Annotated in this window: 21 protein-coding genes and 1 tRNA gene; 14 read left to right on the plus strand and 8 right to left on the minus strand. The window is 66.9% G+C overall.

Annotated elements, in window-relative coordinates; all coding sequences use genetic code 11:
• Positions 1 to 195: 195 nt before the first annotated feature.
• The 3 genes from HMPREF3113_RS09110 to HMPREF3113_RS09120 all read right to left on the minus strand — a co-directional run bounded on the left by HMPREF3113_RS09110 (position 196) and on the right by HMPREF3113_RS09120 (position 2,484).
• Positions 196 to 1,656 (minus strand): YfjI family protein, encoded by a 1,461-nt coding sequence (locus tag HMPREF3113_RS09110; RefSeq protein ID WP_254665267.1) that lies wholly within the window; start codon positions 1,654 to 1,656, stop codon positions 196 to 198.
• A gap of 2 nt (positions 1,657 to 1,658) precedes the next feature.
• Positions 1,659 to 2,000 (minus strand): hypothetical protein, encoded by a 342-nt coding sequence (locus tag HMPREF3113_RS09115; RefSeq protein WP_070471834.1) that lies wholly within the window; start codon positions 1,998 to 2,000, stop codon positions 1,659 to 1,661.
• Between the two features lie 391 nt (positions 2,001 to 2,391).
• Positions 2,392 to 2,484, minus strand: a tRNA-Ser gene (locus tag HMPREF3113_RS09120).
• A gap of 136 nt (positions 2,485 to 2,620) precedes the next feature.
• On the opposite strand from HMPREF3113_RS09120, the gene dnaX reads away from it, so the two are divergent.
• The 4 genes from dnaX to HMPREF3113_RS09140 all read left to right on the plus strand — a co-directional run bounded on the left by dnaX (position 2,621) and on the right by HMPREF3113_RS09140 (position 6,121).
• Entirely contained in the window at positions 2,621 to 4,657 is a 2,037-nt protein-coding gene (dnaX, locus tag HMPREF3113_RS09125; protein ID WP_070471835.1) for a DNA polymerase III subunit gamma/tau, read from the plus strand.
• A 6-nt stretch (positions 4,658 to 4,663) separates the two neighbouring features.
• The gene (locus tag HMPREF3113_RS09130) at positions 4,664 to 4,984 is read left to right on the plus strand and encodes a YbaB/EbfC family nucleoid-associated protein (protein ID WP_019185335.1); all 321 of its coding nucleotides are present in this window, start codon (positions 4,664 to 4,666) and stop codon (positions 4,982 to 4,984) included.
• A gap of 96 nt (positions 4,985 to 5,080) precedes the next feature.
• Positions 5,081 to 5,680 (plus strand): recombination mediator RecR, encoded by a 600-nt coding sequence (gene recR / locus HMPREF3113_RS09135; RefSeq protein ID WP_019185336.1) that lies wholly within the window; start codon positions 5,081 to 5,083, stop codon positions 5,678 to 5,680.
• An 81-nt stretch (positions 5,681 to 5,761) separates the two neighbouring features.
• A complete protein-coding gene (locus HMPREF3113_RS09140; RefSeq protein WP_019185337.1) occupies positions 5,762 to 6,121 on the plus strand; it encodes a histidine triad nucleotide-binding protein in 360 nt (119 codons plus the stop codon).
• Between the two features lie 88 nt (positions 6,122 to 6,209).
• Here HMPREF3113_RS09140 and HMPREF3113_RS09145 read toward each other — a convergent pair whose 3' ends face one another.
• The 4 genes from HMPREF3113_RS09145 to HMPREF3113_RS09160 are packed head-to-tail and all read right to left on the minus strand — an operon-like array spanning position 6,210 to position 10,587.
• Positions 6,210 to 6,734 carry a Slp family lipoprotein gene (locus HMPREF3113_RS09145; RefSeq protein ID WP_070471836.1) on the minus strand — a complete coding sequence of 175 codons (525 nt, stop codon included), beginning with the start codon at positions 6,732 to 6,734 and terminating at the stop codon, positions 6,210 to 6,212.
• A complete protein-coding gene (locus tag HMPREF3113_RS09150) occupies positions 6,731 to 8,683 on the minus strand; it encodes a transglutaminase TgpA family protein (RefSeq protein WP_070471837.1) in 1,953 nt (650 codons plus the stop codon). The genes HMPREF3113_RS09145 and HMPREF3113_RS09150 overlap by 4 nt, the downstream gene beginning before the upstream one ends.
• Positions 8,676 to 9,632 carry a DUF58 domain-containing protein gene (locus HMPREF3113_RS09155; RefSeq protein WP_070471838.1) on the minus strand — a complete coding sequence of 319 codons (957 nt, stop codon included), beginning with the start codon at positions 9,630 to 9,632 and terminating at the stop codon, positions 8,676 to 8,678. Before HMPREF3113_RS09155 ends, HMPREF3113_RS09150 begins: the two co-directional genes overlap by 8 nt.
• 1 nt (position 9,633) lies before the next feature.
• Positions 9,634 to 10,587, minus strand: coding sequence for an AAA family ATPase (locus tag HMPREF3113_RS09160; protein ID WP_019185341.1), 954 nt, complete (start codon positions 10,585 to 10,587; stop codon positions 9,634 to 9,636).
• A gap of 40 nt (positions 10,588 to 10,627) precedes the next feature.
• On the opposite strand from HMPREF3113_RS09160, the gene HMPREF3113_RS09165 reads away from it, so the two are divergent.
• The gene (locus HMPREF3113_RS09165) at positions 10,628 to 12,469 is read left to right on the plus strand and encodes a glycosyltransferase family 39 protein (protein ID WP_070471839.1); all 1,842 of its coding nucleotides are present in this window, start codon (positions 10,628 to 10,630) and stop codon (positions 12,467 to 12,469) included.
• 16 nt (positions 12,470 to 12,485) lie between these two features.
• Complete coding sequence (locus HMPREF3113_RS09170) at positions 12,486 to 14,195, plus strand: hypothetical protein (protein WP_139146326.1); 1,710 nt, start codon at positions 12,486 to 12,488, stop codon at positions 14,193 to 14,195.
• 2 nt (positions 14,196 to 14,197) lie between these two features.
• On the opposite strand, the gene HMPREF3113_RS09175 is transcribed toward HMPREF3113_RS09170, so the two are convergent.
• Positions 14,198 to 14,770 carry a Maf family protein gene (locus tag HMPREF3113_RS09175; RefSeq protein WP_019185344.1) on the minus strand — a complete coding sequence of 191 codons (573 nt, stop codon included), beginning with the start codon at positions 14,768 to 14,770 and terminating at the stop codon, positions 14,198 to 14,200.
• Between the two features lie 114 nt (positions 14,771 to 14,884).
• Between HMPREF3113_RS09175 and HMPREF3113_RS09180 the strand changes: the two genes are divergently transcribed.
• The 8 genes from HMPREF3113_RS09180 (at position 14,885) to fabF (ending at position 21,260) form a co-directional block, all read left to right on the plus strand.
• The gene (locus HMPREF3113_RS09180; protein WP_019185345.1) at positions 14,885 to 15,394 is read left to right on the plus strand and encodes a YceD family protein; all 510 of its coding nucleotides are present in this window, start codon (positions 14,885 to 14,887) and stop codon (positions 15,392 to 15,394) included.
• Positions 15,395 to 15,502: 108 nt separating this feature from the next.
• The gene (rpmF, locus tag HMPREF3113_RS09185; protein ID WP_017357626.1) at positions 15,503 to 15,700 is read left to right on the plus strand and encodes a 50S ribosomal protein L32; all 198 of its coding nucleotides are present in this window, start codon (positions 15,503 to 15,505) and stop codon (positions 15,698 to 15,700) included.
• Positions 15,701 to 15,788: 88 nt separating this feature from the next.
• Positions 15,789 to 16,766 (plus strand): beta-ketoacyl-ACP synthase III, encoded by a 978-nt coding sequence (locus HMPREF3113_RS09190; protein WP_019185346.1) that lies wholly within the window; start codon positions 15,789 to 15,791, stop codon positions 16,764 to 16,766.
• A 75-nt stretch (positions 16,767 to 16,841) separates the two neighbouring features.
• Positions 16,842 to 17,624, plus strand: coding sequence for a BUD32 family EKC/KEOPS complex subunit (locus tag HMPREF3113_RS09195; RefSeq protein ID WP_019185347.1), 783 nt, complete (start codon positions 16,842 to 16,844; stop codon positions 17,622 to 17,624).
• An 81-nt stretch (positions 17,625 to 17,705) separates the two neighbouring features.
• Positions 17,706 to 18,650: an ACP S-malonyltransferase gene (fabD, locus tag HMPREF3113_RS09200; protein WP_026070121.1), complete on the plus strand. Its 945-nt coding sequence runs from the start codon at positions 17,706 to 17,708 to the stop codon at positions 18,648 to 18,650.
• Positions 18,651 to 18,724: 74 nt separating this feature from the next.
• Positions 18,725 to 19,468 (plus strand): 3-oxoacyl-ACP reductase FabG, encoded by a 744-nt coding sequence (fabG, locus tag HMPREF3113_RS09205; RefSeq protein ID WP_070426748.1) that lies wholly within the window; start codon positions 18,725 to 18,727, stop codon positions 19,466 to 19,468.
• Between the two features lie 153 nt (positions 19,469 to 19,621).
• Entirely contained in the window at positions 19,622 to 19,861 is a 240-nt protein-coding gene (gene acpP / locus HMPREF3113_RS09210) for an acyl carrier protein (RefSeq protein WP_017357544.1), read from the plus strand.
• A gap of 136 nt (positions 19,862 to 19,997) precedes the next feature.
• Complete coding sequence (fabF, locus tag HMPREF3113_RS09215) at positions 19,998 to 21,260, plus strand: beta-ketoacyl-ACP synthase II (protein WP_070426749.1); 1,263 nt, start codon at positions 19,998 to 20,000, stop codon at positions 21,258 to 21,260.
• The last annotated feature ends 3 nt before the right edge of the window (positions 21,261 to 21,263 follow it).

Raw genomic sequence — 21,263 nt, forward strand, 5'->3', positions numbered from 1 at the left:
ATGGCTGCGGCTAACCTGCGGGGGGATTACCATAAGTCTCTCTAAGAACCAGCTAGCTTATCGATCGGCAACGCTTCGGTCGGATGGGGTAGTGCCGGAAATGCTTATGCAGATATTGGCTAAGGTGAGGTGTACAGCCTAGTAAGAAGAATGCCCGGCGGCTGCCGGGCATTTTTTGTGTTCGATGTGTAACGATCATCGCCAGGTAATGTTGCGCGATCGAGAGAACATCTTCATGCAATTGATGAACGTGGTCTTGCCGCCGCATAGCTCGATCAGGTCTCGCTGCTCCATGCGTAGAAGGGCGGCGCGCAGACGATTGCTGGGAATGCCAAGCAACAGGCCAATGGGCTCCGTGGGAACTTCCTTGTAGTCGGTTTCAAAGCGAAAGATCTTCAAGTGCTCGATTACGGCTGCCACGTCGGCCTCCTGTTGGGGCAGGGGAGGCGGCGGCACGAACACGAGTTCGTACTGGGTGGCATGCCAGTAGACAAGCGCCCAGGCACGTTGGAGGCAGGAGATCGAGACGTAGTGGGTCTGGCTTTCCCATACATGCAGCACCGCAGCCAGTCGGGCGGTCAAGTTGAGCATCTTCGAGACGAAGTCGGCGATATGCGCGAGCTGTCCGAACTTGAGATTGTGAGTGATGCGGCACAGCTCGTCCCAGTAGCCCAGCGCGTCAGGTGCGAAGGCCAGTTCGATGGGCGCAATGCCACCGGCCTCCTGGTTGTCCTGGTGCAGGTCGTAAAGCTCCTTGAGCGTCTCGTGGAGATTCGAAAGAGCCTCGTCATCGTCGCCCGCGGGTGCGTATCGATTGCCCATAGGCGACGGCTGGGCGACGCAGACGAGGAAACGCGCGAAGAAGCCGAGCCTGACGGCCTTGTGCTCGGTGTACTCATTGCGCTTGCACCGGGGGCGGAACGGCTCGATCGCGGCGGACTGCGCCAGCAAGCCGAACGTGCCACGCGGTTGGCTGGCATAGAGATGCCTCTTCTTCTCTCGCCGAAATTCCAGCGATTTGCCGTCGATCAGATCAACAAGATCCGACACGTGGCGCATCAAGCTGGAGCTCAGCAGCTTGTCACCTTCGTCGGTAAGGAAATCGACTGCTTCGTATTCGCCATCCAGCTGTTGAAGCAGGCTTTCCAGGTCGAGGTTGCTCGCGAGGCGCGGACGGTGTTTGGGGGCCGCCGTGGCCGTGCGGTGCAGCTCGGCCAGTGTCGCAAGAAGATCCTGCGCGGGCTCCTCCTTGCGCAGGCGGCGCGCGATCTCGGCCTTCAGGAGCTTGATATGGAACTTTTGCTCGGCCGACGCGGCGCTCGCTTCGGTTCGCGCGACCTCATGCCGAGCGAAGCTGTTTCGAGCGTGGTCCTTGAGCGGCTGGATCATGCACTCGTGTACCGGGCTCTTACTTCCACCAACATCGGCGATGCACAGCGTGTTGACGCCGATGGGAATGGGCGTCCAGTTGGGCGGCGACATTACGTAGAGAGGAGCGACCGCGGAGGACAGGACCGACAGCAGGTGCGTCCGGACCAAGGCGGGGCAGGCTTCCGTGGCCCTGGCGCAAACTGCCCTCGCGGCAGCTGCGACCAACGGCGGGAGCATGCCGAAGTTATAGTCGGGTGCCTGGATGGTCGTGAGCGGGGCAAGCATGTTCACGCCGCGGCCCCCTCGAGGCGGCCGCTGAGCGCGGCTGCGAGCGGATGGAGGGAGCCCTCGTTCGTCGGCGGGCCCTCTTCGCCATTGGCGGGCGCGTCCGATTCAGACTTGCCCAGTCGGCCGCGCAGCTCCTTGAGCTTTGCGGGGTAGAACTTCTCTCGCAGACCCAAGGCATTGATTAGGTCAATCAACTCCTTGTCGCTGATGCCGTCCGCCTTGGCGGTCAGGATCATCGGCTTGATAAGCGTAAGGAGCCGTTCGGTATCTTTCTTGTCTTTGAGTGCCTGGTACGCTGCGGTGAACTGCGCGGCCATTTCGTTAACCGTGTTGGGTGGCATGTGCTTGTCCTCGATCGGGACAGCCGGGATGGCCGTCCTTAGGGGACATGCTGGGCAGGTACGAGGAAATTGAATAAGGAGCGGATTTCGGCAAGTGATCCAGAAACCTCTCCGGAAATTCCTGTCGAGCGGGGCTGGCCATTGTCAGCAAAAGGTCAGTAAGGCGGCCGCGGCAAAGTCCGGTAGGCCAAGTGCATCAGGCTGGAGTCGGGCACGCTTCGCATGAAGGCAGTGGGTGGTGCAGCCGTCACGGGTTTCCGCTGCTTCGCGATGCACAGCGCGGCGCAAAGAGCCCCAACCACAGCCAACTTGCTGTGGCATACTGGATGGCATACTAGGTCGGGCATAAAAGAAAAAAGCCCCTTAAAATCAGGGGCTTAGTTCGAATATCTGGCGGAGAGAGGGGGATTCGAACCCCCGAAGCGCGGTTTAGACGCTTACACACTTTCCAGGCGTGCTCCTTCAACCACTCGGACACCTCTCCGGACCTGCCGCACACAACCCGCTGCAGGGGCGCAGATTCTAGCGGGGGAATCGGAATCGCACAAGCGGTTCGTCACGGGGGCAGGGGGGCTGGACAGGCGTGGCACAATGGTCGTCCCGATGAAGACGGTGGCCTGATGTCCTATCTCGTCCTTGCCCGCAAGTGGCGTCCGAAGCGTTTTGCCGAGCTGGTGGGCCAGGAACACGTGGTCCGTGCGCTCAGCAATGCGCTGGACAGCGGCCGGGTGCACCATGCGTTCCTGTTTACCGGCACCCGCGGGGTCGGCAAGACCACCATTGCCCGTATTTTCGCCAAGTCGCTGAACTGCGAGCAGGGCACCAGCGCCGATCCATGCGGCCAGTGCCCGGCCTGCCTGGATATCGACTCCGGCCGTTACATCGATCTGCTCGAGATCGATGCCGCGTCCAATACCGGTGTGGATGATGTCCGCGAGGTGATCGAGAACGCCCAGTACATGCCCTCCCGGGGCAAGTACAAGGTCTACCTGATCGACGAAGTGCACATGCTGTCCAAGGCGGCGTTCAATGCGCTGCTCAAGACGCTGGAAGAGCCGCCGGAGCACGTGAAGTTCCTGCTGGCCACCACCGATCCGCAGAAGCTGCCGGTGACGGTCCTTTCGCGCTGCCTGCAGTTCAACCTGAAGCGGTTGGACGAGGAACAGATCCAAGGCCAGATGACCAAGATCCTGGCCGCCGAGGAGATCGAGTCCGATCCGACTGCGATCGTGCAGCTGGCCAAGGCCGCCGATGGCAGCCTGCGTGATGGCCTGTCGTTGCTGGATCAGGCGATCGCCTATGCCGGCGGTGCGCTGCGCGAGGATGTGGTGCGCGCGATGCTGGGCACGGTGGACCGCACCCAGGTGGCGGCGATGCTGGATGCGCTGGCCGATGGTGATGGTCCGCGCCTGCTGCAGACCGTGGCCCTGCTGGCCGAGTTCTCGCCGGACTGGAGTGGGGTGCTCGACGCCCTGGCCGAAGCCCTGCACCGGATCCAGGTGCAGCAGCTGGTGCCGGGCGCCGCGACGGCGGGCGAGGGGATCGATGCCGAGGCCTTCGCCCAGCGCCTGCGTCCGGAAGTGGTGCAGCTCTGGTACCAGATGGCCCTGGGCGGTCGCCGTGACCTGCACCTGGCCCCAAGCCCGCGTGCTGGATTCGAGATGGCGGTGCTGCGCATGCTGGCGTTCCGCCCGGCATCGGCCGTCCCGCCCGTGCCCCGCGATCCGGGCACAGGTACCGAAGTGAACAGTGGCGGCCAGGCCAGTGGCCAGGGCGCCGGCATGGCCGCTGCGGCAGCGGCTTCGGCTCCGGCTCCGGCTCCGGCTCCGTCCGTGGCGCCCGCCAAGGCCAGCGCGCCCGTCGCTCAGGCAGCCCCGGTGGCGCCTGAGGCGCCGGCCGCCGCCCCGGTCGTCGCGCCCCCCGAGGCCGCAGCCCCGCCGCTGAAACAGGTTGCTCCCGCCCCGACAGCCGCCGAGCCGGTCAAACCGGTCAAGCCGGCCAGGCCGAACGCGCCTGCCCCCGCTGCTGACGACGATCTGCCGCCGTGGCATCAGGAGAACGATGCGGCCGATCGCGACGAAGCGCTGGCTGCTGAAATGGCGACCCCGGATGCGGCCATGGTCGCTCCATGGGAAGCGCCGCCCGAGCGGACCGTGGCACCGGCTGCTCCCGCGCCTGTGCGGGAAGCCCCCGCCCCGGTGGCTCGCCCGGAGGGTATCGCCATCGCACCCTCAGTGGCCGACGCCGCGCCGTCAGGGGCGAGCGCTGAGCTGACCGCCGATGCCTGGCTGGAACTGGTCGCCGGCAGCCAGCTCAATGGCCCGTCCAAGCAGCTGGCGGCCCACTCGGCGTTCATCAGCTACCAGCACGGTGTCTTGAAACTGGCGATTTCGCCCGGATTTGAGTACTTGAGTTCGGACCGCTCGCAGGCGGCGCTGATTGCGGCATTGACTGGCCCCCTGGGGCAGGCTCCGCGTCTGGTGATCGATACCGGCGCGGCTGGTGCCGAGACCCTGCATCAGCGCGCTGACCGCCAGCGTGGCGAACGCCAAACGGCGGCGGAAGCCGCTTTCATGGCCGACCCGTCGGTGCAGTTGCTGATCCAGCAACACGGTGCCCGGGTCGTGGCCGATTCCATTCGTCCTTTTGAAGAGTAAAGAACCATGCGCGGCAATATCGCCCAACTGATGCAGCAGGCCCAGAAGATGCAGGAAAACCTGCAGAAGGCCCAGGAAGACCTCGCCAAGCTGGAAGTCACCGGCAGCGCCGGCGGCGGCATGGTCAGCGTGACCCTGACCGGCACCAAGGAATGCCGCAAGGTGCGCATTGATCCGTCGGTGCTCTCCGATGCGGAAATGACCGAAGACCTGGTGGCCGCAGCGTTCAACGATGCCTCCAACAAGATCGATGCCGAGTCGAAGAACCGCATGGGTTCGGCGACCGCTGGCATGCAGCTGCCCCCGGGCATGAAGCTGCCGTTCTGAGCCACGTCTGCGCCGGGTCGAGGCCTGGCGAGGGTGGTGACCGCGCCGCGAAGCCTCCGGGCTTCGCGCGCTTGTTTCTGAGATGAGCGATCCGCCATGAGCCTGCCCCTGCTCGAACAATTGATCGAGGCCTTCCGCGTGTTGCCGGGCGTGGGCCAGAAGACCGCCCAGCGCATGGCCTACCACGTGCTCGAACGTGAGCGCGAGGGCGGCCAGAAGCTGGCCGAGGTGCTGGCCAAGGCGATCGAGCGGATCGGGCATTGCGCGCAGTGCCGGGATTTCAGCGAGACCGAGGTCTGTGCGGTCTGCGCCAACGGCAGCCGCGAGCGCCAGCAGCTGTGTGCGGTGGAATCACCGGCCGATCGCCTGGCGATCGAAACGGCTACCGGCTACCGCGGGGTCTATTTCGTGCTGCAGGGGCGGCTGTCACCGCTGGACGGCATCGGTCCGCGCGAGCTGGGCCTGGATCAGCTGGAGGCCCGCCTGAAGCAAGGCGAAGTGACCGAGTTGATCATCGCCACCAGTGCCACCGTGGAAGGCGAAGCGACCGCGCATTACCTGGCCCAGATGGCGCGCAGCCACAAGGTCCGCCCGAGCCGGTTGGCGCAGGGCCTGCCGCTGGGCGGCGAGCTGGAATACGTGGATCGCGGCACGCTGTCGCACGCCTTCGGTACGCGTACGGAAGTGCAGGAATGATCCCGCGCAACCCGCGCCGGTGATCGAAACCGGGCGTGCATCCGCGCTACTCTCCAAGGCCCTGTTACACGAGGTGCCCTCATGAGCCACGACACCCTGTTCGGCAAGATCATCCGCCGCGAAATTCCCGCCACCATCGTCTACGAAGACGAGGAGGTGCTCGGCTTCAAGGACATCGCGCCGCAGGCGCCGGTGCACGTGTTGTTCATTCCCAAGCACGAAGCGATCCCGACCCTGGATGACGTGCGGCCGGACCAGGCGCACCTGATCGGCAAGCTGGCCATGGCCGCCGCCGAGTACGCCCGCCGCGAAGGGTTCGCGCAGGACGGCTACCGTATCGTCATGAACTGCCGTGAGCACGCCGGGCAGACCGTGTTCCATATCCACCTGCACCTGCTGGCCGGCGCGCAGCTGGGTCACTTCGGCACGCCGAACGGCTGAGCGGGCCGGGGCAACAAAAAACGCCGCCCGAAGGCGGCGTTTTTTTCAGCGCGTCCGCATCAGCGACGGGGACGCGCCACCTCCGGGCTTACCACCAGCCCCAGCCGCGGTAGCCCCAGCCCGGACCCCAGCCCGGGCCCCACGGGCCGTACGGGTAGGCGGGCACCACGTCGACCTGGCGCTGTTCCGGCCACAGGTAGATCACATCGGCGTCCAGCTTCGGCAGGCGATAGTCGTACTCGCCGATACGGGTGTTCTCGTAGCCGCCGATCTTGCCGATGAAGGTCACGTCCCGGCCCGGCTCGAACACCGCCGGATCGTAGAAGCCGGCGCGGCACGCGATGAAGCGACCGTCACTGGCGTCGGCCGAGGTGGTGCTCGGGCGGCCACTGCCGTTGAGCGGACGCGAAATCATCTGGAAGCAGGTCTGGCCCTGGCCCGGGTTGGTTTCGATGATGCGGCCACCCCAACGCACCGGAGTGCCCACCTGCTGGGGGGGAACCGCGTCACGCGGGCTGACCATACTGAACTGCCCCTGCAGCGGCTTGGGCGCGGTGGCGCAGGCAGCCAATGCCAGAGAGGCAGCAAGGGGAAGCAGGATTTGAATCTTCATGGGGATGCTCCGGAGGTCGGGCGATGCCTGCGCAGGTCGCGCAATAATGAAGTGAGGTCGACGTCAGCGCCAGCGTAGCGCGCCTGGACGAAACGCGCGCTGAGCGACAACAACGCCGGATCGGGCCGTTGCCGGTCCACCCGGCGGGCCCACTCGCTGGCCGGTTCGGCGCTGGCGCGTTCCAGCCCATGGCGTGCATAGCGGCGTCCCAGCCGGTGCCACGCCCGCAGCAGCGGGTCGCGTTCGCGTTCGCCCCGGGCCAGCAACCACGCCATCCACCCTAGCGCGGCCAGCGCGAAGACAGTGAAAATTCCCACCAGTCGGGTCGGATCCAAGCGCTCGAAACCAAACGGTTCAAGAAGCCGTTGCTGGCGGTTGGCATCGAAGGACAGGATCAGGTCGTTCCAGCCCCGGCGCAGCCAGTCCCCCATCTGCCCGAACTGCAGCCAACGGCTGTTGAGCATCGCACCGGCGTCGCCCGCCGCCAGCCGGTCGTCGATCGTGTCGTAGATGCGTTCGGGGGCGACGGCCGCGGTCGGGTCGACCCGCACCCAGCCGCGCCCGGGCAGCCAGACCTCGGCCCAGGCATGGGCATCCATCCGGCGCAGCACCCAGTAGTCACCATAGGGATTGTGGACGCCACCGGCGAAGCCGGTCACGACCCGCGCCGGGATGCCGGCGTTGCGCATCAACACAACGAACGATGAGCTGAAGTGCTGGCAGAAGCCGGCCTGCTGGTCGAACAGGAACTCGTCCACGCCATCGCGGCCCGGCTCGGGCGTGTCCAGGGTGTAGACGAAGCGCGCACGTACCCACTCGAGCGCGCGCTGCACGATCGCCGCATCGTTGCTGCCAGCCTCCTGCCGCCACTGCCGCGCCAGCACCGCCGTGCGCGGATTCACGCCGTCGGGCAGCTGCAGCGCAAGGCGACGCTCGTAAGGCGTCAATGGGTCGGTGTAGGCCACGGCCGGGGCGGAACGCAGCCGCCAGCGGGTCAGGACATTCAGTGCTGCGTGGCTGCGCAGGCTGTGGTTGGCATCCAGATCGCTGCCGGCAGGGGCCTGCAACGGCAGATCCAGCGCGACCAGCTGGCGGCGGTCGGTCGGCTCATAGTCGATCTGGTACTCCCACTGTGTGCTGGCGTGGGTCACCGCGGCGGGCGCGCGCTCGATCAGATGCCTGTCCTGTTCCCAGCGTTTGCCGTCGAACAGGCTGAGCACCGGGCCGCGCCAGTAGCGCTGCTGCGGTTCCGGAACCGCGCCAAAAAACTGCACGCGCAGCGCCGGGGTGTCATCGGCCATCAGATCCAGCCACTGCCCGGGCTCCATCGTGTCGGACAGGCCGGGCTTGCCGACCGCGCGATCGGGGATGCCCCACAGGGGTTCACTCAACCGCGGGAACAGCCAGAAACCGGCCAGCGCCAATGGCAGGCCGAGCATGACCAGCCGGCCGATCCCGCGCAGCTGGCGTTTGAGCGGCGCCGGCGGTGCGTGGCCTTCCAGGTGCGCCAGCCGCTGCAACGAGAGCAATGCGACCAGGCCGGCCAGTACCGCCAATGTCATCGTCAGCGGCCCTTGGTCGAGCAGGAACGCCGCGAACGGGCCGAACAACCCGAAGCCGACCAGGCTGCGCGCATCGCGCAGGCTGCGCAGCTCGCTGGATTTCAACGCGAGCATCGCCGCCAGCAGCGCGCAGCCGGTATCGCGGCCCGGGCGCGGGCCCATCTGCCAGTAGATGGCGCCCAGCATGGCGAGCACCAGCAGCAGGCGCAGTGCCCCCGGCAGCAGGCGCTGGCGCGAAGCCAGGGCGGTCAGCAGTGCAACGCCGGCGATGACGGCCGCCAGCACGGTGGGCAGCTGCAGCAGCAGCGGCAACAGGCCCAAGGCCGCACTGGCCAGGGTCCAGTAGCGCGCACCGGGGCTGAGTGGGGCGACGGGGCGGTCAGTCATGGGGCAACAGCGCCAACGCGCGCTGGCACAGATGGTGATGGGCACTGCCATTGCCGGGGCCGAGCACCGGCTGGCCGGGCAGCGTGAGGGTGTAGCGGCGCCCTTCGCGTTCGGCCAGGTCGACCCAGCGCGCCAGGCGCGCGATCCGCGCCTCGGTACCCAGCGGGGCCAGGCGCCACCAGTCCAGCACGACCTCCACGCCGATCGGCTTTTCGTACTCGCGCACCAGCAGGGTGTCGCGCCGTGCAGAGTGCTTCCACGCGATGCTGCGCGTCGGGTCGCCGGGGCGATACGGACGCAGCTGATGCAGCTCGTCGCCGCTGGCATGCACACGGGTATGCAGCGGATCGCCGCCGCTCTCGGGCAATGCAGGGGCGTGCGCTTCCGGTGCGGCATAGACCAGCAAGGGTGTCTCCGGCCACACCCACGACCAAGCGCGTACCAGGCCCAGTGGCTGTGTGGTGGCGATGCGGATCCGGGAGAGATCGAACCAGCCGCGCTGATGCGTGGGCAGGTCGAGATCCACTTCGATCTGGTCGCTGTCCACCAGGTGCCCGAACGCTGCCACGCCGTCGTGCTCCACGTGCAGGCCGCGACGCGCGCGGGTATCGGTGCGCGACAGGCTGATGCGCAGCCGCAGCGGCGCGCCTGCGGCGACCGGTTCGGCGGATACCGCATCCACCTGCAACGCGGACAACTGCAGGTGGGCGCTGATCGCACTGGCGATGCTGACCGTGGCCAGCAGCAGCGCCAACAACAGGGCAGGGTTGTTGTTGTAGTTCAATGCACCGAGCAGCATCGCCGAGAGCAGCGCGGCGACGAACAGACCGAAGCGCGTCGGCAGCACATAGATGCGGCGCCGGTCGAACCGGCTGGGCAGGTGCTCCGGTCGGCGCGGTCGCGCCAGATGCTGCAGGTGCTGCCAGCGGGCTCCCCAGCCGCGGCGCATCTCAGTCGACCTGCACGGTCTGGAGGATGGCGCGGGCCAATGCCGGCCCATTGCCGGCTTCTGCCTCCGGCACCAGCCGATGCCCGGCCACCGCAACGAACAGGGTCTGCACGTCTTCAGGCACGACATGTGCGCGGCCCAGCAGCAGGGCATGCGCCTTGGCGGCGCGCAGCAATGCCAGGCCCGCGCGCGGTGACAGGCCGACGCGCACCCCGGCGTGCTGGCGGCTGCGGGCCAGCAGCGCCTGCACGTAGGTGATCAAGGCTTCACTGGCGTGCACCTGGCCGACCGCCTCGCGCAGCGTCCGCACCTCCACCTCGCTCAGCCGCGCGTTGGCCTGTGCGATCAGGTGGCGGCGATCGGTGCCGCGCAGCAGCTCGCGCTCGGATTCGGGATTGGGGTAGCCCAGCGCCAACCGCAGCAGGAAGCGGTCCAGCTGCGAGTCCGGCAACGGGAACGTACCGGACAGGTCGACCGGGTTCTGGGTGGCGATGACGAAGAACGGGTCCGGCAGCGGGTGGGTCACGCCATCCAGGGTCACCTGCTGCTCGGCCATCGCCTCCAGCAGCGCACTCTGGGTGCGCGGCGGGGCGCGGTTGATCTCATCGGCAAGCAGCACATGGGTGAAGACCGGGCCGGGGTGGAACTGGAACTGACGGCTGCCGGCGTCGTAAACGGAGACGCCAAGTACATCGGCAGGCAGCAGGTCGGAAGTGAACTGCACCCGCTGGAAGCCCAGCCCGAGGCTGGATGCCATGGCGTGGGCAAGGGTGGTCTTGCCCAGGCCGGGCAGATCCTCGATCAGCAGATGGCCGCCGGAGAGCAGCGCCACGAAGGCCAGTCGTACCTCCTGGGCCTTGCCCAGCACCAGCCCGTTGACCTGATCCTGGGCGGCGCGGAGAGACTGTCGCAGTACATCGGTTAGCATGGCTGGCACGGGGGGCGAATGATCCATGTCCGTCTCGTATCGATGATTCCACTGATTCTATAGAGCAATGCAGGGCGAACAACGCGCACGCACCATATTCCTGTTGTTGTGGACGCTGGTCACCGCCGTCAAGCTGGTGGTGGCCGCACGTCTGCCCTTGTTCGTGGACGAAGCTTTTTACTGGCAGGAAGGCCAGCACCTGGCGGCGGCCTATTCGGACCTGCCCGGGCTGACCGCATGGCTGGCGCGCCTGGGCGTGGAAGTGGGCGGCAACCATGTGCTCGCGCTGCGCCTGCCGTTCCTGGCGATCGGTGCGTGGCTGCCATGGCTGGTCTCGCGGATCGCCACGCGCTGGTTCGGCGCGGTGGCCGGTTGGCAGGCCGGCAGCCTGACCCTGCTGATGCCGCTGTCAGCCACGCTGGGCATGCTGGCCGTGCCGGATGTGCCGATGGCGCTGGCCGCCGTGCTGTGCCTGGACGCCGGTGCACGCCTGCTGCGCAACGTGGATGCGGCGGCGGCGGTGAAGCTGGCCGCAGGCCTGGCGATCGGCGCACTCAGCCATTACCGCTTCATCGGGGTGATCGTGGTCGGCTTCATCGCGCTGCTGGTGCTGCCGCAGGGCCGGCGCATGCTGCGCGATCCGCGCGTATGGGTGGCCCTGACGGTCGGTGTGGTGGCGTGGCTGCCGCTGCTGTCGTGGAATGCCGACAACCATGATGCCGGCCTGAAATTCCAGGTGGTCGAGCGCCACCCGTGGGCGTTCGAGTGGAGCGGGCTGTGGTTCCTGGTGATCCAGCCGATGCTGGTCACCCCGATCCTGTGCATCGCGATGTGGAAGGTGGCCCTGGCCGGTACCCGCTCCGGTGGAGGCGCACGCGCCCAGTGGCGGTATTTCGGTCTGATCGGCGCGGTATCGACCCTGTCCATCTTCGCCCTGGGCTTCTTCACCGATGTGGAGCGCATCAGTTTCCACTGGCCGTTGCCGGGCTATCTCGCATTGCTCATCGCGGTGCCGGTCGTGCTCAATGGCTGGCCGCGCTGGCTGCGCCGCACCGGCTGGTGGCTGGCCGGTGCCGGGTTGGCACTGGCCTTCGGCTATTACCTGATGGCGTCCGTGCCGAGCGTGCGCGAGCAGCTGGCCGGCTACAAGTATTACCCGCGCAACTTCGCCGGCTGGGAACCCCTGGCAGGCGCCGTGCGCCAAGAATTGAAGGGCATGCCACCGGGCACGCGCGTGCTGGCCGGCAACTTCAAGGTCGGCGCGGAACTGGGCTTCCAGTTGCGTGATCCCTCGATCGAGGTGCTGCGCCATCCGTTGAACGACAAACACGGCCGCAGTGCGCAGCTGGGGCTGTGGGGGTTGCTGCACGATGGTCAGCGCGACACGCCGATGCTGCTGGTGCTGTCCCCCAGCGACCAGCGCTATCGCGATCTGCTGGAGCGCTATCACGCGGTCTGCGGCCAGGTGGGCCCGCTGCCGCCGCCGCGCGTGGTCAGCAACGATCATGGCTATCAGCGCTTCCTGCTGTTCAAGCTGCCTGCCGGGCGGGTGGACGGGCCCTGCGTCACCCCGGCGATGGCCTGGGTGGATGCGCCGCAGCCGGATGCCAAGGTGGGCGACACGCTGGATGTGCGCGGCTGGGCCTTCAAGGACGGTGCCGGCATCGAACGCGTCCAGCTGTTTGTCGATGGGAAGCCGGTCGGCGATGCGGTCTACGGGCGCGCCTACGACATCACCAGCGCCTGGAAGATCTCCACCGATCCGCAGCATCCCAACGTGGCCTTCGATGCCACGCTGAACACCGCTCACCTCGCGCCCGGTCGCCATTGGCTGGGCATGACGCTGTACGGCAAGGACGGCAGCGTGGAGCAGTGGCAGGAACAGGCCTTCACCGTCCCCGCGCGCTGAGTGCGCGTGTTTTTTCATGGATGACACCCTCATGCGCAATGCCTCGCCGGAAACGGCTTCCGTGCCGGTGTCCCGTCCGGTCTCCGTGCCGGTGCCGCCCGCGCTGACGCGCCTGCTGTGGCTGGCGGTGGCTGCGGTCGTCGCGGTGGGCATGGCGGCGATGCTGTGGCTCGCGCCGCGCGTGCTGTACGCCGATCCGTGGCGCTTTACCCAGAAGCTGCTGGAGATGCCGTGGCCATCGAACGTGCTGGTCTCGGACAACGGCCACCGCGAGATCCTGCCGAACCTGGTGCGCCATGCCGAGCTGTCCTGGCTGCATGGCAACCAGTGGCTGCAGATCGGCACGGGCGTGCTGCTGGCCCTGGCCACGTTGTGGCTGCTGGCCCGGATCATCAAGGCCGATGCGCTGGCGCCACCGGTACGCGCGGCCGCGACCCTGATCGGGGCGCTGTCGATCTTCTGGCTCGGCAGCCAGCGCGCGCTCACCCATGGCAACGAGTCGGTGCATGCGTATCTGATCACTGCGGCGCTGATGGCCGGGGTGGCCATGCTGCTGCGTGGGGATCGCCGCGGTGCGGTGCTGGCGGCGCTGTGCGGTGTCGCCGCGACGTTCTCGTTCGGCAGCGGCGTAGCGGTGTTCGTCGGGCTGGCGGCGGTGCTGGTGGTGCGCCGTGCGCCGCTGTCGCACTGGGTACCCTTGATGCTGGGGCTGTTGGTGGCGGTCGGCCTGCACCTGGGCATGGGCCGCACCGGCATGCCCTCGCAGATGGCGCTTGCGCCATTGGCGCAGCTGGACGTGCTGCTGCGCTGGCTGGCCTCGCCCTTCATCTACCTGGCCTGGCCTGCGCTGGATCCGGCGGCGGCACAGCAACTGCCGTTCGCGCCCGTGCGCGACGCGGTCCATTCGGTGGCGAGCGGGTACCAGTCGCTGTTCGGCCCGGTGATGACCTCGCGCTGGCCGCATCTGCTGGTGGGCGCGGTTGGGCTGGGCGGAGTGCTCGGAATGACCCGTTGCAGCTGGCAACGCGGGCGCAGCGCCGGCGCCGGGGAGTCGGTGGCGTTGGCGATGGCGTGGTTCGGGCTGGCCGTGGGCGGGCTGGTCGCGCTCAGCCGCTGGACCTATTTCGCCGATTACCCCACGCAGCTGGCCGCACCGCGGTATGTGCCGTGGTCGTGGCTGTTCTGGTGCGGCCTGCTGCTGTGGGCGACGGTCCGCGTGGGTCTGCGCCGCCCCCGGCCGGTGGTCTGGGGGGCGCTCCTGCTGGCCCTGGTGGCCGTGCCAAGCACCGCGTGGATGGCCTACCTCGGCGCCAGCATGCAGCGCGTGGCCAACATGACGGCCACCGCGGCCGCGGCGGGGGTGGTCGATCCGGACCAGACCCATGGCGAGAGCGTACCCGGCGAAGTAAAGGCGGCACTGCCAAGCCTGCGCGCACACGGGAGCGCGATGTTCGCCTGGCCGGAAACGCGCTATCTGCAGGGCGAACCCACGGCGGCCACCGCCTCGGCGGTGCCGCTCAGCGCGGTCTCGGTGGTCGCCGTGCGCAACCTGCTGGGCGGACCCGCGTGGCGCGTGGAGTTCGCTGCCCGGAGCCCGGCGCCGCGGCTGGTCCTGCAGTGCGCGGGACGCCCGGTGGGCCTGGCGATGCCGCTGGCCGGGCACTGGGTCGGCTGGGCCACCGGGCCGCTGGATACCGGCTGCCTGGAAGCGCTGCAGCTGCGCTGAGCTCAGGGCAGGGTGTAGCCGGCCTGGCGCAGCAGCTGGCTCACCGCGATCAGCGGCAGGCCGATCAGTGCGGTCGGGTCGCGGTTCTCGATCGCCTCGAACAAGGTGACGCCCAGCCCCTCGCATTTGAAACTGCCGGCGCAGTCCAGCGGCTGCTCGGCGGCCACGTAGCGGACGATTTCGGCATGATCCAGCGTGCGGAAATGGACCCGGGTCCGGTCGCAGGCGGCCAGGACCTCGCCGTCGCGCACCAGGCTCACCGCCGTGTGGAAGTCGACCACCTGGCCGGACATCGCCGCCAGCTGCGCCTGCGCACCCTCGACCGTGCCGGGCTTGCCCAGCGCGGCGCCGTTCAGTTCCGCCACCTGGTCCGAGCCGATCACCCACTGGCCCGGGTGCAGGCGGGCCACGGCCTCTGCCTTGGCCTGCGCCAACCGCACGGCCACGGCCCGTGGGGCCTCGCCGGGGGCGGGGGTCTCATCCACCTCGGGGCGGGCGGTCTGCAGGGGCAGGCCAAGCCGTTCCAGCAGTTCACGGCGGTAGCGGGAGGTGGAGGCAAGCAGCAGTGGGGTCATGCGACAATACCGGGCACGGAAGGGCGGCAGTCTGGCCCCTCGGGGCGGGGATCGGCAACCTGACTGCGCAGGCATTTGACAGCAGCCCGGGCGATCCTTAACATTCAGCGGCTTATGTCCGCAAACGTGCCCGAAATGCTGGATGCTTGGCGGATGGTCGCAGCGCGCAGGCGCTTCGATGGCCAGGTGGATCTAGCGAAATTGACCCGCCTGCAAGGCCTTGTTGCCGATACCGAAGGTCAGTGCACTTATGCACTGGAATTCGCGCACGACGACATCCTGCGGGTATCCTATGTTGAACTGTCCATCGACACCGCGCTGCCGCTGATCTGTCAGCGCAGCCTGCAGCGTTTCCTGTTGCCGGTTTCGATGGTGCAGCGGCTCGGTCTGATCCGCAGCGAAGAGGAAGAATCCTCGCTGCCGGAAGGCTGGGAGCCGTGGCTGGTGCCCGAAGACGGCATGCTGCGACCGCTGGAACTGGTCGAGGACGAACTCGTCCTGGCCGTGCCCGTCGTGCCGTTGTCTCCCGATGGCGAGGCAGTGGACAAGGACTGGGCACCGACCGAAGAAGAAATCAGCAAGGCCAATCCGTTCGCGGCGTTGGCGGCACTGAAAAAACAATAGCAGCCGGATTGTCGTCGGCGGCTGCGGCGAAAGCGAAAACTGTGCTGGGCGCTGGCGTCCTGCGCGACGATACGACGAAGCAAAACGAACCGAGTTTGGAGCAATCCCATGGCTGTGCAGAAATCCCGTGTCACCCCGTCCCGCCGCGGTATGCGCCGTGCGCATGACGCCCTGAGCGCCAAGCAGCTGTCCACCGATCCGACCACCGGTGAAGTGCACCTGCGTCACCACATCACCGCTGACGGTTTCTACCGCGGCAAGAAGGTGATCACGACCAAGTCGAACTCGGCCGTCGAAGAAGATTGATTTGTGAAGGCCGCTGCCCGGTCGGGCGGCGGCCTTTACCCCATTCTTCCCGATCACCACGTTTGGTGATCGTGCTACAGGACATGCAATGAGCAAGCGGATCTACTCGAGGATCGCGGGCACCGGTAGTTATTTGCCCGAAAAAGTGTTGACCAACCAGGATCTGGAGAAAATGGTCGACACCAGCGATGAGTGGATTCAATCGCGCACTGGTATCCGCGAACGGCACATTGCGGCCGAAGGCGAGACCACCAGCGACCTCGGCTACCACGCCGCGGTACGTGCGCTTGAAGCGGCCGGTATCGACGCTTCGCAGCTCGACATGATCGTGGTGGGCACCACCACGCCTGACCTGATTTTCCCCTCCACCGCGTGCCTGATCCAGGCCAAGCTCGGTGCGAGCGGTTGCCCCGCCTTCGACGTCAACGCCGCCTGTTCGGGCTTCGTGTTCGCGTTGAGCGTGGCCGACAAATTCATTCGTTCCGGTGATGCACGCCATGTGCTGGTCATCGGTGCGGAAACCCTGACCCGTATCGTCGACTGGACCGAGCGCACCACCTGCGTGCTGTTCGGCGATGGCGCGGGCGCCGTCGTGCTCAAGGCCGACGAAGACACCGGCATCCTCAGCACCCACCTGCATTCGGATGGCAGCAAGAAAGAACTGCTGTGGAACCCGGTGGGCGTCTCGGCCGGTTTCGGCGAGGGCGACAATGCCCGCGGCGCGATCCTGATGAAGGGCAACGACGTGTTCAAGTACGCCGTCAAGGCGCTGGACTCGGTCGTCGATGAGACCCTGGAAGCCAATGCGCTGACCAAGGCCGACCTGGACTGGCTGATCCCGCACCAGGCCAACCTGCGCATCATCGAAGCCACCGCCAAGCGCCTGGAGATGTCCATGGACCAGGTGGTGGTGACGGTCGACAAGCACGGCAATACGTCCTCGGCCTCCGTGCCGATGGCGCTGGACCACGCGGTCCGCTCCGGCCGTGTGGAGCGCGGCCAGCTGCTGCTGCTGGAAGCCTTCGGCGGCGGCTTCACGTGGGGTTCTGCTCTGCTGCGCTATTGATAGTGTCAGTTACGACAACGTGACGCTGTCGTTACGGCCCCATTACGGGGCCGTAAGCATTTCAGGAGAACTGTCATGGTTGAGCCCATCGTCATCGAAGGGCAGCGCGCCTGGCTGAAGCAGTACGGCGAAGGAAGCCGCGTGGTCGCGCTGGGGCTGCTGAACTTCATCGCCCGCCGCTTCCAGCTTGATGCCCTGCGCCCACCACCGCACCGCGGGGGCGATGCCGCCCGCGAAACCGAAGCCCGCCGCCTGGCCGAACTGCAGGCCCAGGGCGTCAACGTCCCCAGCGTGATCGGCAGCGGCCACGCCGCCCTCGTGCTGGGCGACAACGGTTCCTCGTTCAACACCTGCCTGCGCGAAGCCGACGATGCCGGCCGCGACCGCCTGGTGTCCGCGGCGATGAACGCCATCGCCCAGGCCCACCGCAAAGGCGCTTATTTCGGCCAGCCACTGCCGCGCAACCTGACCTGGGACGGCAACGAGATCGGCTTCATCGATTTCGAAGAAGACCCCCTGGAAGTCATGGACCTCGCCCAGGCCCAGGCCCGCGACTGGCTGATGTTCGGCTACGGCGTGGCCAAGTACTACGAAGATCGGCCGCAGCAGCTGCAGAGCCTGATGGCGCAGGCCATGGACGGCGCCGAAGCGCCGGTCCTCGCCCATGCCCACGATGTCACCGGTCGCCTCCAGGGGCTGGCCCGTTACAGCATGAAAATGGGCCGCTCGGCCCGCGCGCTGGCCCACTCGATCCTGATCGTCCACGGCGCCACGACCCTGGGCGTGCTGATGCTGGCCGTGATCTGCATCGACTTCTTCAGCGACGGCGACCTCGACATCCTCCAGCTGTTCACCTGAGCCCACATACGCGGCAGTACAGACGAAGGGCGACGTTCCCCTTTATCATTCGCCGTTCGATTTTTGCAGGCGGATGATCGCGTGACCGATACCAATCTCGCATTCGTGTTCCCGGGCCAGGGCTCGCAGTCGCTGGGCATGCTGGCCGAACTGGCCGAGCTGCACCCGCAGATCCGCGAGGCCTTCACCGAGGCCTCCGACGGCGCCGGTGTCGACCTCTGGGCCCTTTCCCAGGGCGGCCCGGAGGAAATGCTCAACCGCACCGAGTACACCCAGCCGGCCCTGCTGGCGGCCAGCATCGGCGTCTGGCACGCCTGGAACGCCGTTGGCGGCGCCAAGCCGGCCGTCCTGGCTGGCCACAGCCTGGGCGAGTACACCGCCCTGGTCGCCGCCGGCGCGCTCTCGCTGCGTGACGGCGCCCATCTGGTGCGACTGCGCGGCCAGTTGATGCAGGAAGCCGCCCCGACCGGCGTGGGGGCCATGGCCGCCGTCCTCGGCGCGGAAGACGCCCTCGTCGTAGAGGTCTGCGAACAGGCCGCCGGCAGCCAGGTGGTCGTCCCGGCCAACTACAACTCGCCCGGCCAGATCGTCATCGGTGGCGACGCTGCCGCCGTGGACCGCGCGCTGGCCCTGTTGGCCGAGAAGGGCGTCCGCAAGGCCGTCAAGCTCGCCGTCAGCGTGCCCTCGCACACCCCGCTGATGCGCGAAGCCGCCAACCGCCTGGCTGAAACCATGGCTGGCCTGGACTGGCGCGCCCCGGCCCTGCCGGTGGTGCAGAACGTCGATGCCCGCGTGCATGACGGCGTGGACGCCATCCGCCAGGCGCTGGTCCAGCAGCTGTACCTGCCTGTCCAGTGGACCGGCTGCGTGCAGGCGCTGGCCGCCCGCGGCGTCACCCGGGTGGCCGAATGTGGCCCGGGCAAGGTGCTGAGCGGATTGATCAAACGCATCGACAAATCGCTGGACGCGCGCACACTGTCCACGCCCGCCGATTTCGAGACGGCCCGCGAGACCTGGGCCGCCTGATGTCTTCCGATCGTGCCCGCGCTGGACTGGCCTCGCGCCAGACCGGCCAGGCCGATCCCGTTCGAGGAAATGAGATGAGCAAGCCCCTTCAGGGTGAAATCGCACTGGTCACCGGCGCCAGCCGGGGTATCGGTGCCGCGATCGCCGACGCACTGGCCGCGCAGGGCGCGACCGTCATCGGCACCGCCACCACCGACGCCGGTGCCGCCGCCATTGGTGAGCGCCTGGCTGCCGTGGGTGGCCACGGCCGCGCGCTGAACGTCACCGACGCTGCTGCGCTGGAGGCCGTGCTGGACGGCATCGCCAAGGAATTCGGCGCCATCAGCATCCTGGTCAACAACGCCGGCATCACCCGCGACAATCTGTTGCTGCGGATGAAGGAAGAAGACTGGCAGGCGATCCTGGACACCAACCTGACCAGCGTCTTCCGCACCTCCAAGGCCGTCATGCGCGGCATGATGAAGGCGCGCAAGGGCCGCATCATCAACATCGCCTCGGTGATCGGCGTGACCGGCAATGCCGGCCAGGCCAACTACGCCGCGGCCAAGGCCGGCATCATTGCCTTCTCCAAGTCGCTGGCCAAGGAAATCGGCTCGCGCGGGATCACGGTCAACGTGGTCGCGCCGGGCTTCATCGACACCGACATGACCAAGGCCCTGCCGGAAGAGCAGCGCACCGGCCTGGTCAAGTCGATCGCCCTGGAGCGGCTCGGCGAGCCGTCCGATATCGCCAACGCGGTGGCGTTCCTGGCCGGTCCTTCGGCCAGCTACATCACCGGCGAAACCCTCCATGTGAACGGCGGCATGTACATGCCGTAAGCATGTGGCGCAAGGAGTGCGCCGCAAGTGGTTGATCCGTTTGATGTTTTGCTGCAATGCAAGGTGTCGCTGGTTTCCACTACACTATCCCACGGTCATCCCTCACCGGATGGCGTCATTTTTGAACCACTACTCCATCTGGAGCGATATCCAATGAGCACCATCGAAGAACGCGTCAAGAAAATCGTCGTCGAACAGCTTGGCGTCAAGGAAGAGGAAGTCACCAACAGCGCATCGTTCGTCGATGACCTGGGCGCTGACTCGCTGGACACCGTTGAACTGGTGATGGCGCTGGAAGAAGAGTTCGAGTGCGAAATCCCGGACGAAGAAGCCGAAAAGATCAGCACCGTGCAGGCTGCGATCGACTACATCAACGCCCACGTCAAGGCTTGATGTCAGGCGGCTCGCGCGCGGCCGTAGCGATTGCTGCGACCGCGTGCGGCAAACCCATGGGGCCGCGCTTGCGGCCCTGTGCTTTTGAGCGTTATACCGCGTGATACCCGCAACACCCGGGTCAGGAGAATCTGCAATGAAGCGTCGCGTCGTCGTTACCGGCATGGGCATGGTCTCGCCATTGGGCAATGATATGGCCAGCAGTTGGAAGGGCATCACCGAAGGCCGTTCCGGCATCGGTCCGCTGACCAACGTTTCGCAGTCCTACCTGGACCGTTTCACCACCAAGATCGCAGGTGAGGTCAGGGACTTCGACATCACCGCCGACAACGAACAGTTCGGCAAATTCCGGGTCACTGGCAAGGATGCCAAGAAGATGGACCCGTTCATTCATTACGGCCTCGGTGCCGCCTTCATGGCCTTGAACGATTCGGGCCTGGAGATCACCGACGGCAACGCCGAGCGCGTCGGCGCCATCGTTGGCGCGGGCATCGGCGGCCTGCTGGGCATCGAAGAGCAGACCATCGATTTCCACGAGGGCAAGAAGATCTCGCCCTTCTACGTGCCCAAGACCATCATCAACATGCTCCCGGGCCAGCTGAGCATCATCACCGGCCTTAAGGGTCCGTCGTTCTCGGCGGTCTCCGCCTGCGCGACCTCCAACCACTCCATCGGCACCGCGATGCGCATGATCCAGTACGGCGATGCGGACGTGATGGTGGTCGGTGGTGCCGAGCGCGGCTCCTCGCCGACCGCCCTGGGCGGCTTCTGCGCGATGAAGGCGATGAGCACCCGCAACGATGCACCGGCGGAAGCCTCGCGCCCGTGGGACAAGGAACGCGACGGCTTCGTGCTGGGCGACGGTGCCGGCATCCTGATCCTGGAAGAGTACGAACACGCCAAGGCGCGTGGCGCGCGCATCTATGCCGAGCTGGCCGGTTTCGGCGCCAGCTCGGATGCGTACCATATGACCGCCCCGAGCGAGAACGGCGAAGGCGCGGCACGCTGCATGACCATGGCGTTGAAGGACGCCGGCGTGACCCCGGAGCAGGTCGGTTACCTCAACGCGCACGGCACCTCCACGCCGCTGGGCGACCTGGGCGAAACCATGGCCATGAAGACCGCCTTCGGTGACCACGCCTACAAGATGATGGTCAGCTCCACCAAGTCGATGACCGGCCACCTGCTCGGCGCGGCCGGCGGCGTGGAAGCGATCTTCTCGGTGCTGGCGCTGCGCGACAACATCATTCCGCCGACCATCAACCTGCATGAAGCGGGCGAGGGCTGCGACCTGGATTACGTGCCCAACACCGCACGCGAGGCCAAGGTCGATGTGGTGATGTCCAACGGCTTCGGCTTCGGCGGCACCAACGGCACGCTGGTGTTCAAGCGCGTCTGACCG

Source organism: Stenotrophomonas sp. HMSC10F06, assembly GCF_001807865.1.
Classification (GTDB): Bacteria; Pseudomonadota; Gammaproteobacteria; order Xanthomonadales; family Xanthomonadaceae; genus Stenotrophomonas; species Stenotrophomonas bentonitica_A.

What these genes read in the sequence shown, in the direction of transcription:
- HMPREF3113_RS09180 (WP_019185345.1), top strand. Translation starts at nt 14,885, where the DNA reads ATGTCCGCAAACGTGCCCGAAATGCTGGATGCTTGGCGGATGGTCGCA.
- HMPREF3113_RS09110 (WP_254665267.1), bottom strand. Translation starts at nt 1,656, where the DNA reads ATGCTTGCCCCGCTCACGACCATCCAGGCACCCGACTATAACTTCGGC.
- HMPREF3113_RS09115 (WP_070471834.1), bottom strand. Translation starts at nt 2,000, where the DNA reads ATGCCACCCAACACGGTTAACGAAATGGCCGCGCAGTTCACCGCAGCG.
- HMPREF3113_RS09130 (WP_019185335.1), top strand. Translation starts at nt 4,664, where the DNA reads ATGCGCGGCAATATCGCCCAACTGATGCAGCAGGCCCAGAAGATGCAG.
- HMPREF3113_RS09170 (WP_139146326.1), top strand. Translation starts at nt 12,486, where the DNA reads ATGGATGACACCCTCATGCGCAATGCCTCGCCGGAAACGGCTTCCGTG.
- fabG (WP_070426748.1), top strand. Translation starts at nt 18,725, where the DNA reads ATGAGCAAGCCCCTTCAGGGTGAAATCGCACTGGTCACCGGCGCCAGC.
- acpP (WP_017357544.1), top strand. Translation starts at nt 19,622, where the DNA reads ATGAGCACCATCGAAGAACGCGTCAAGAAAATCGTCGTCGAACAGCTT.
- HMPREF3113_RS09190 (WP_019185346.1), top strand. Translation starts at nt 15,789, where the DNA reads ATGAGCAAGCGGATCTACTCGAGGATCGCGGGCACCGGTAGTTATTTG.
- fabF (WP_070426749.1), top strand. Translation starts at nt 19,998, where the DNA reads ATGAAGCGTCGCGTCGTCGTTACCGGCATGGGCATGGTCTCGCCATTG.
- HMPREF3113_RS09195 (WP_019185347.1), top strand. Translation starts at nt 16,842, where the DNA reads ATGGTTGAGCCCATCGTCATCGAAGGGCAGCGCGCCTGGCTGAAGCAG.
- HMPREF3113_RS09145 (WP_070471836.1), bottom strand. Translation starts at nt 6,734, where the DNA reads ATGAAGATTCAAATCCTGCTTCCCCTTGCTGCCTCTCTGGCATTGGCT.
- HMPREF3113_RS09140 (WP_019185337.1), top strand. Translation starts at nt 5,762, where the DNA reads ATGAGCCACGACACCCTGTTCGGCAAGATCATCCGCCGCGAAATTCCC.
- HMPREF3113_RS09165 (WP_070471839.1), top strand. Translation starts at nt 10,628, where the DNA reads ATGCAGGGCGAACAACGCGCACGCACCATATTCCTGTTGTTGTGGACG.
- rpmF (WP_017357626.1), top strand. Translation starts at nt 15,503, where the DNA reads ATGGCTGTGCAGAAATCCCGTGTCACCCCGTCCCGCCGCGGTATGCGC.
- HMPREF3113_RS09150 (WP_070471837.1), bottom strand. Translation starts at nt 8,683, where the DNA reads ATGACTGACCGCCCCGTCGCCCCACTCAGCCCCGGTGCGCGCTACTGG.
- dnaX (WP_070471835.1), top strand. Translation starts at nt 2,621, where the DNA reads ATGTCCTATCTCGTCCTTGCCCGCAAGTGGCGTCCGAAGCGTTTTGCC.
- HMPREF3113_RS09175 (WP_019185344.1), bottom strand. Translation starts at nt 14,770, where the DNA reads ATGACCCCACTGCTGCTTGCCTCCACCTCCCGCTACCGCCGTGAACTG.
- HMPREF3113_RS09155 (WP_070471838.1), bottom strand. Translation starts at nt 9,632, where the DNA reads ATGCGCCGCGGCTGGGGAGCCCGCTGGCAGCACCTGCAGCATCTGGCG.
- HMPREF3113_RS09160 (WP_019185341.1), bottom strand. Translation starts at nt 10,587, where the DNA reads ATGGATCATTCGCCCCCCGTGCCAGCCATGCTAACCGATGTACTGCGA.
- recR (WP_019185336.1), top strand. Translation starts at nt 5,081, where the DNA reads ATGAGCCTGCCCCTGCTCGAACAATTGATCGAGGCCTTCCGCGTGTTG.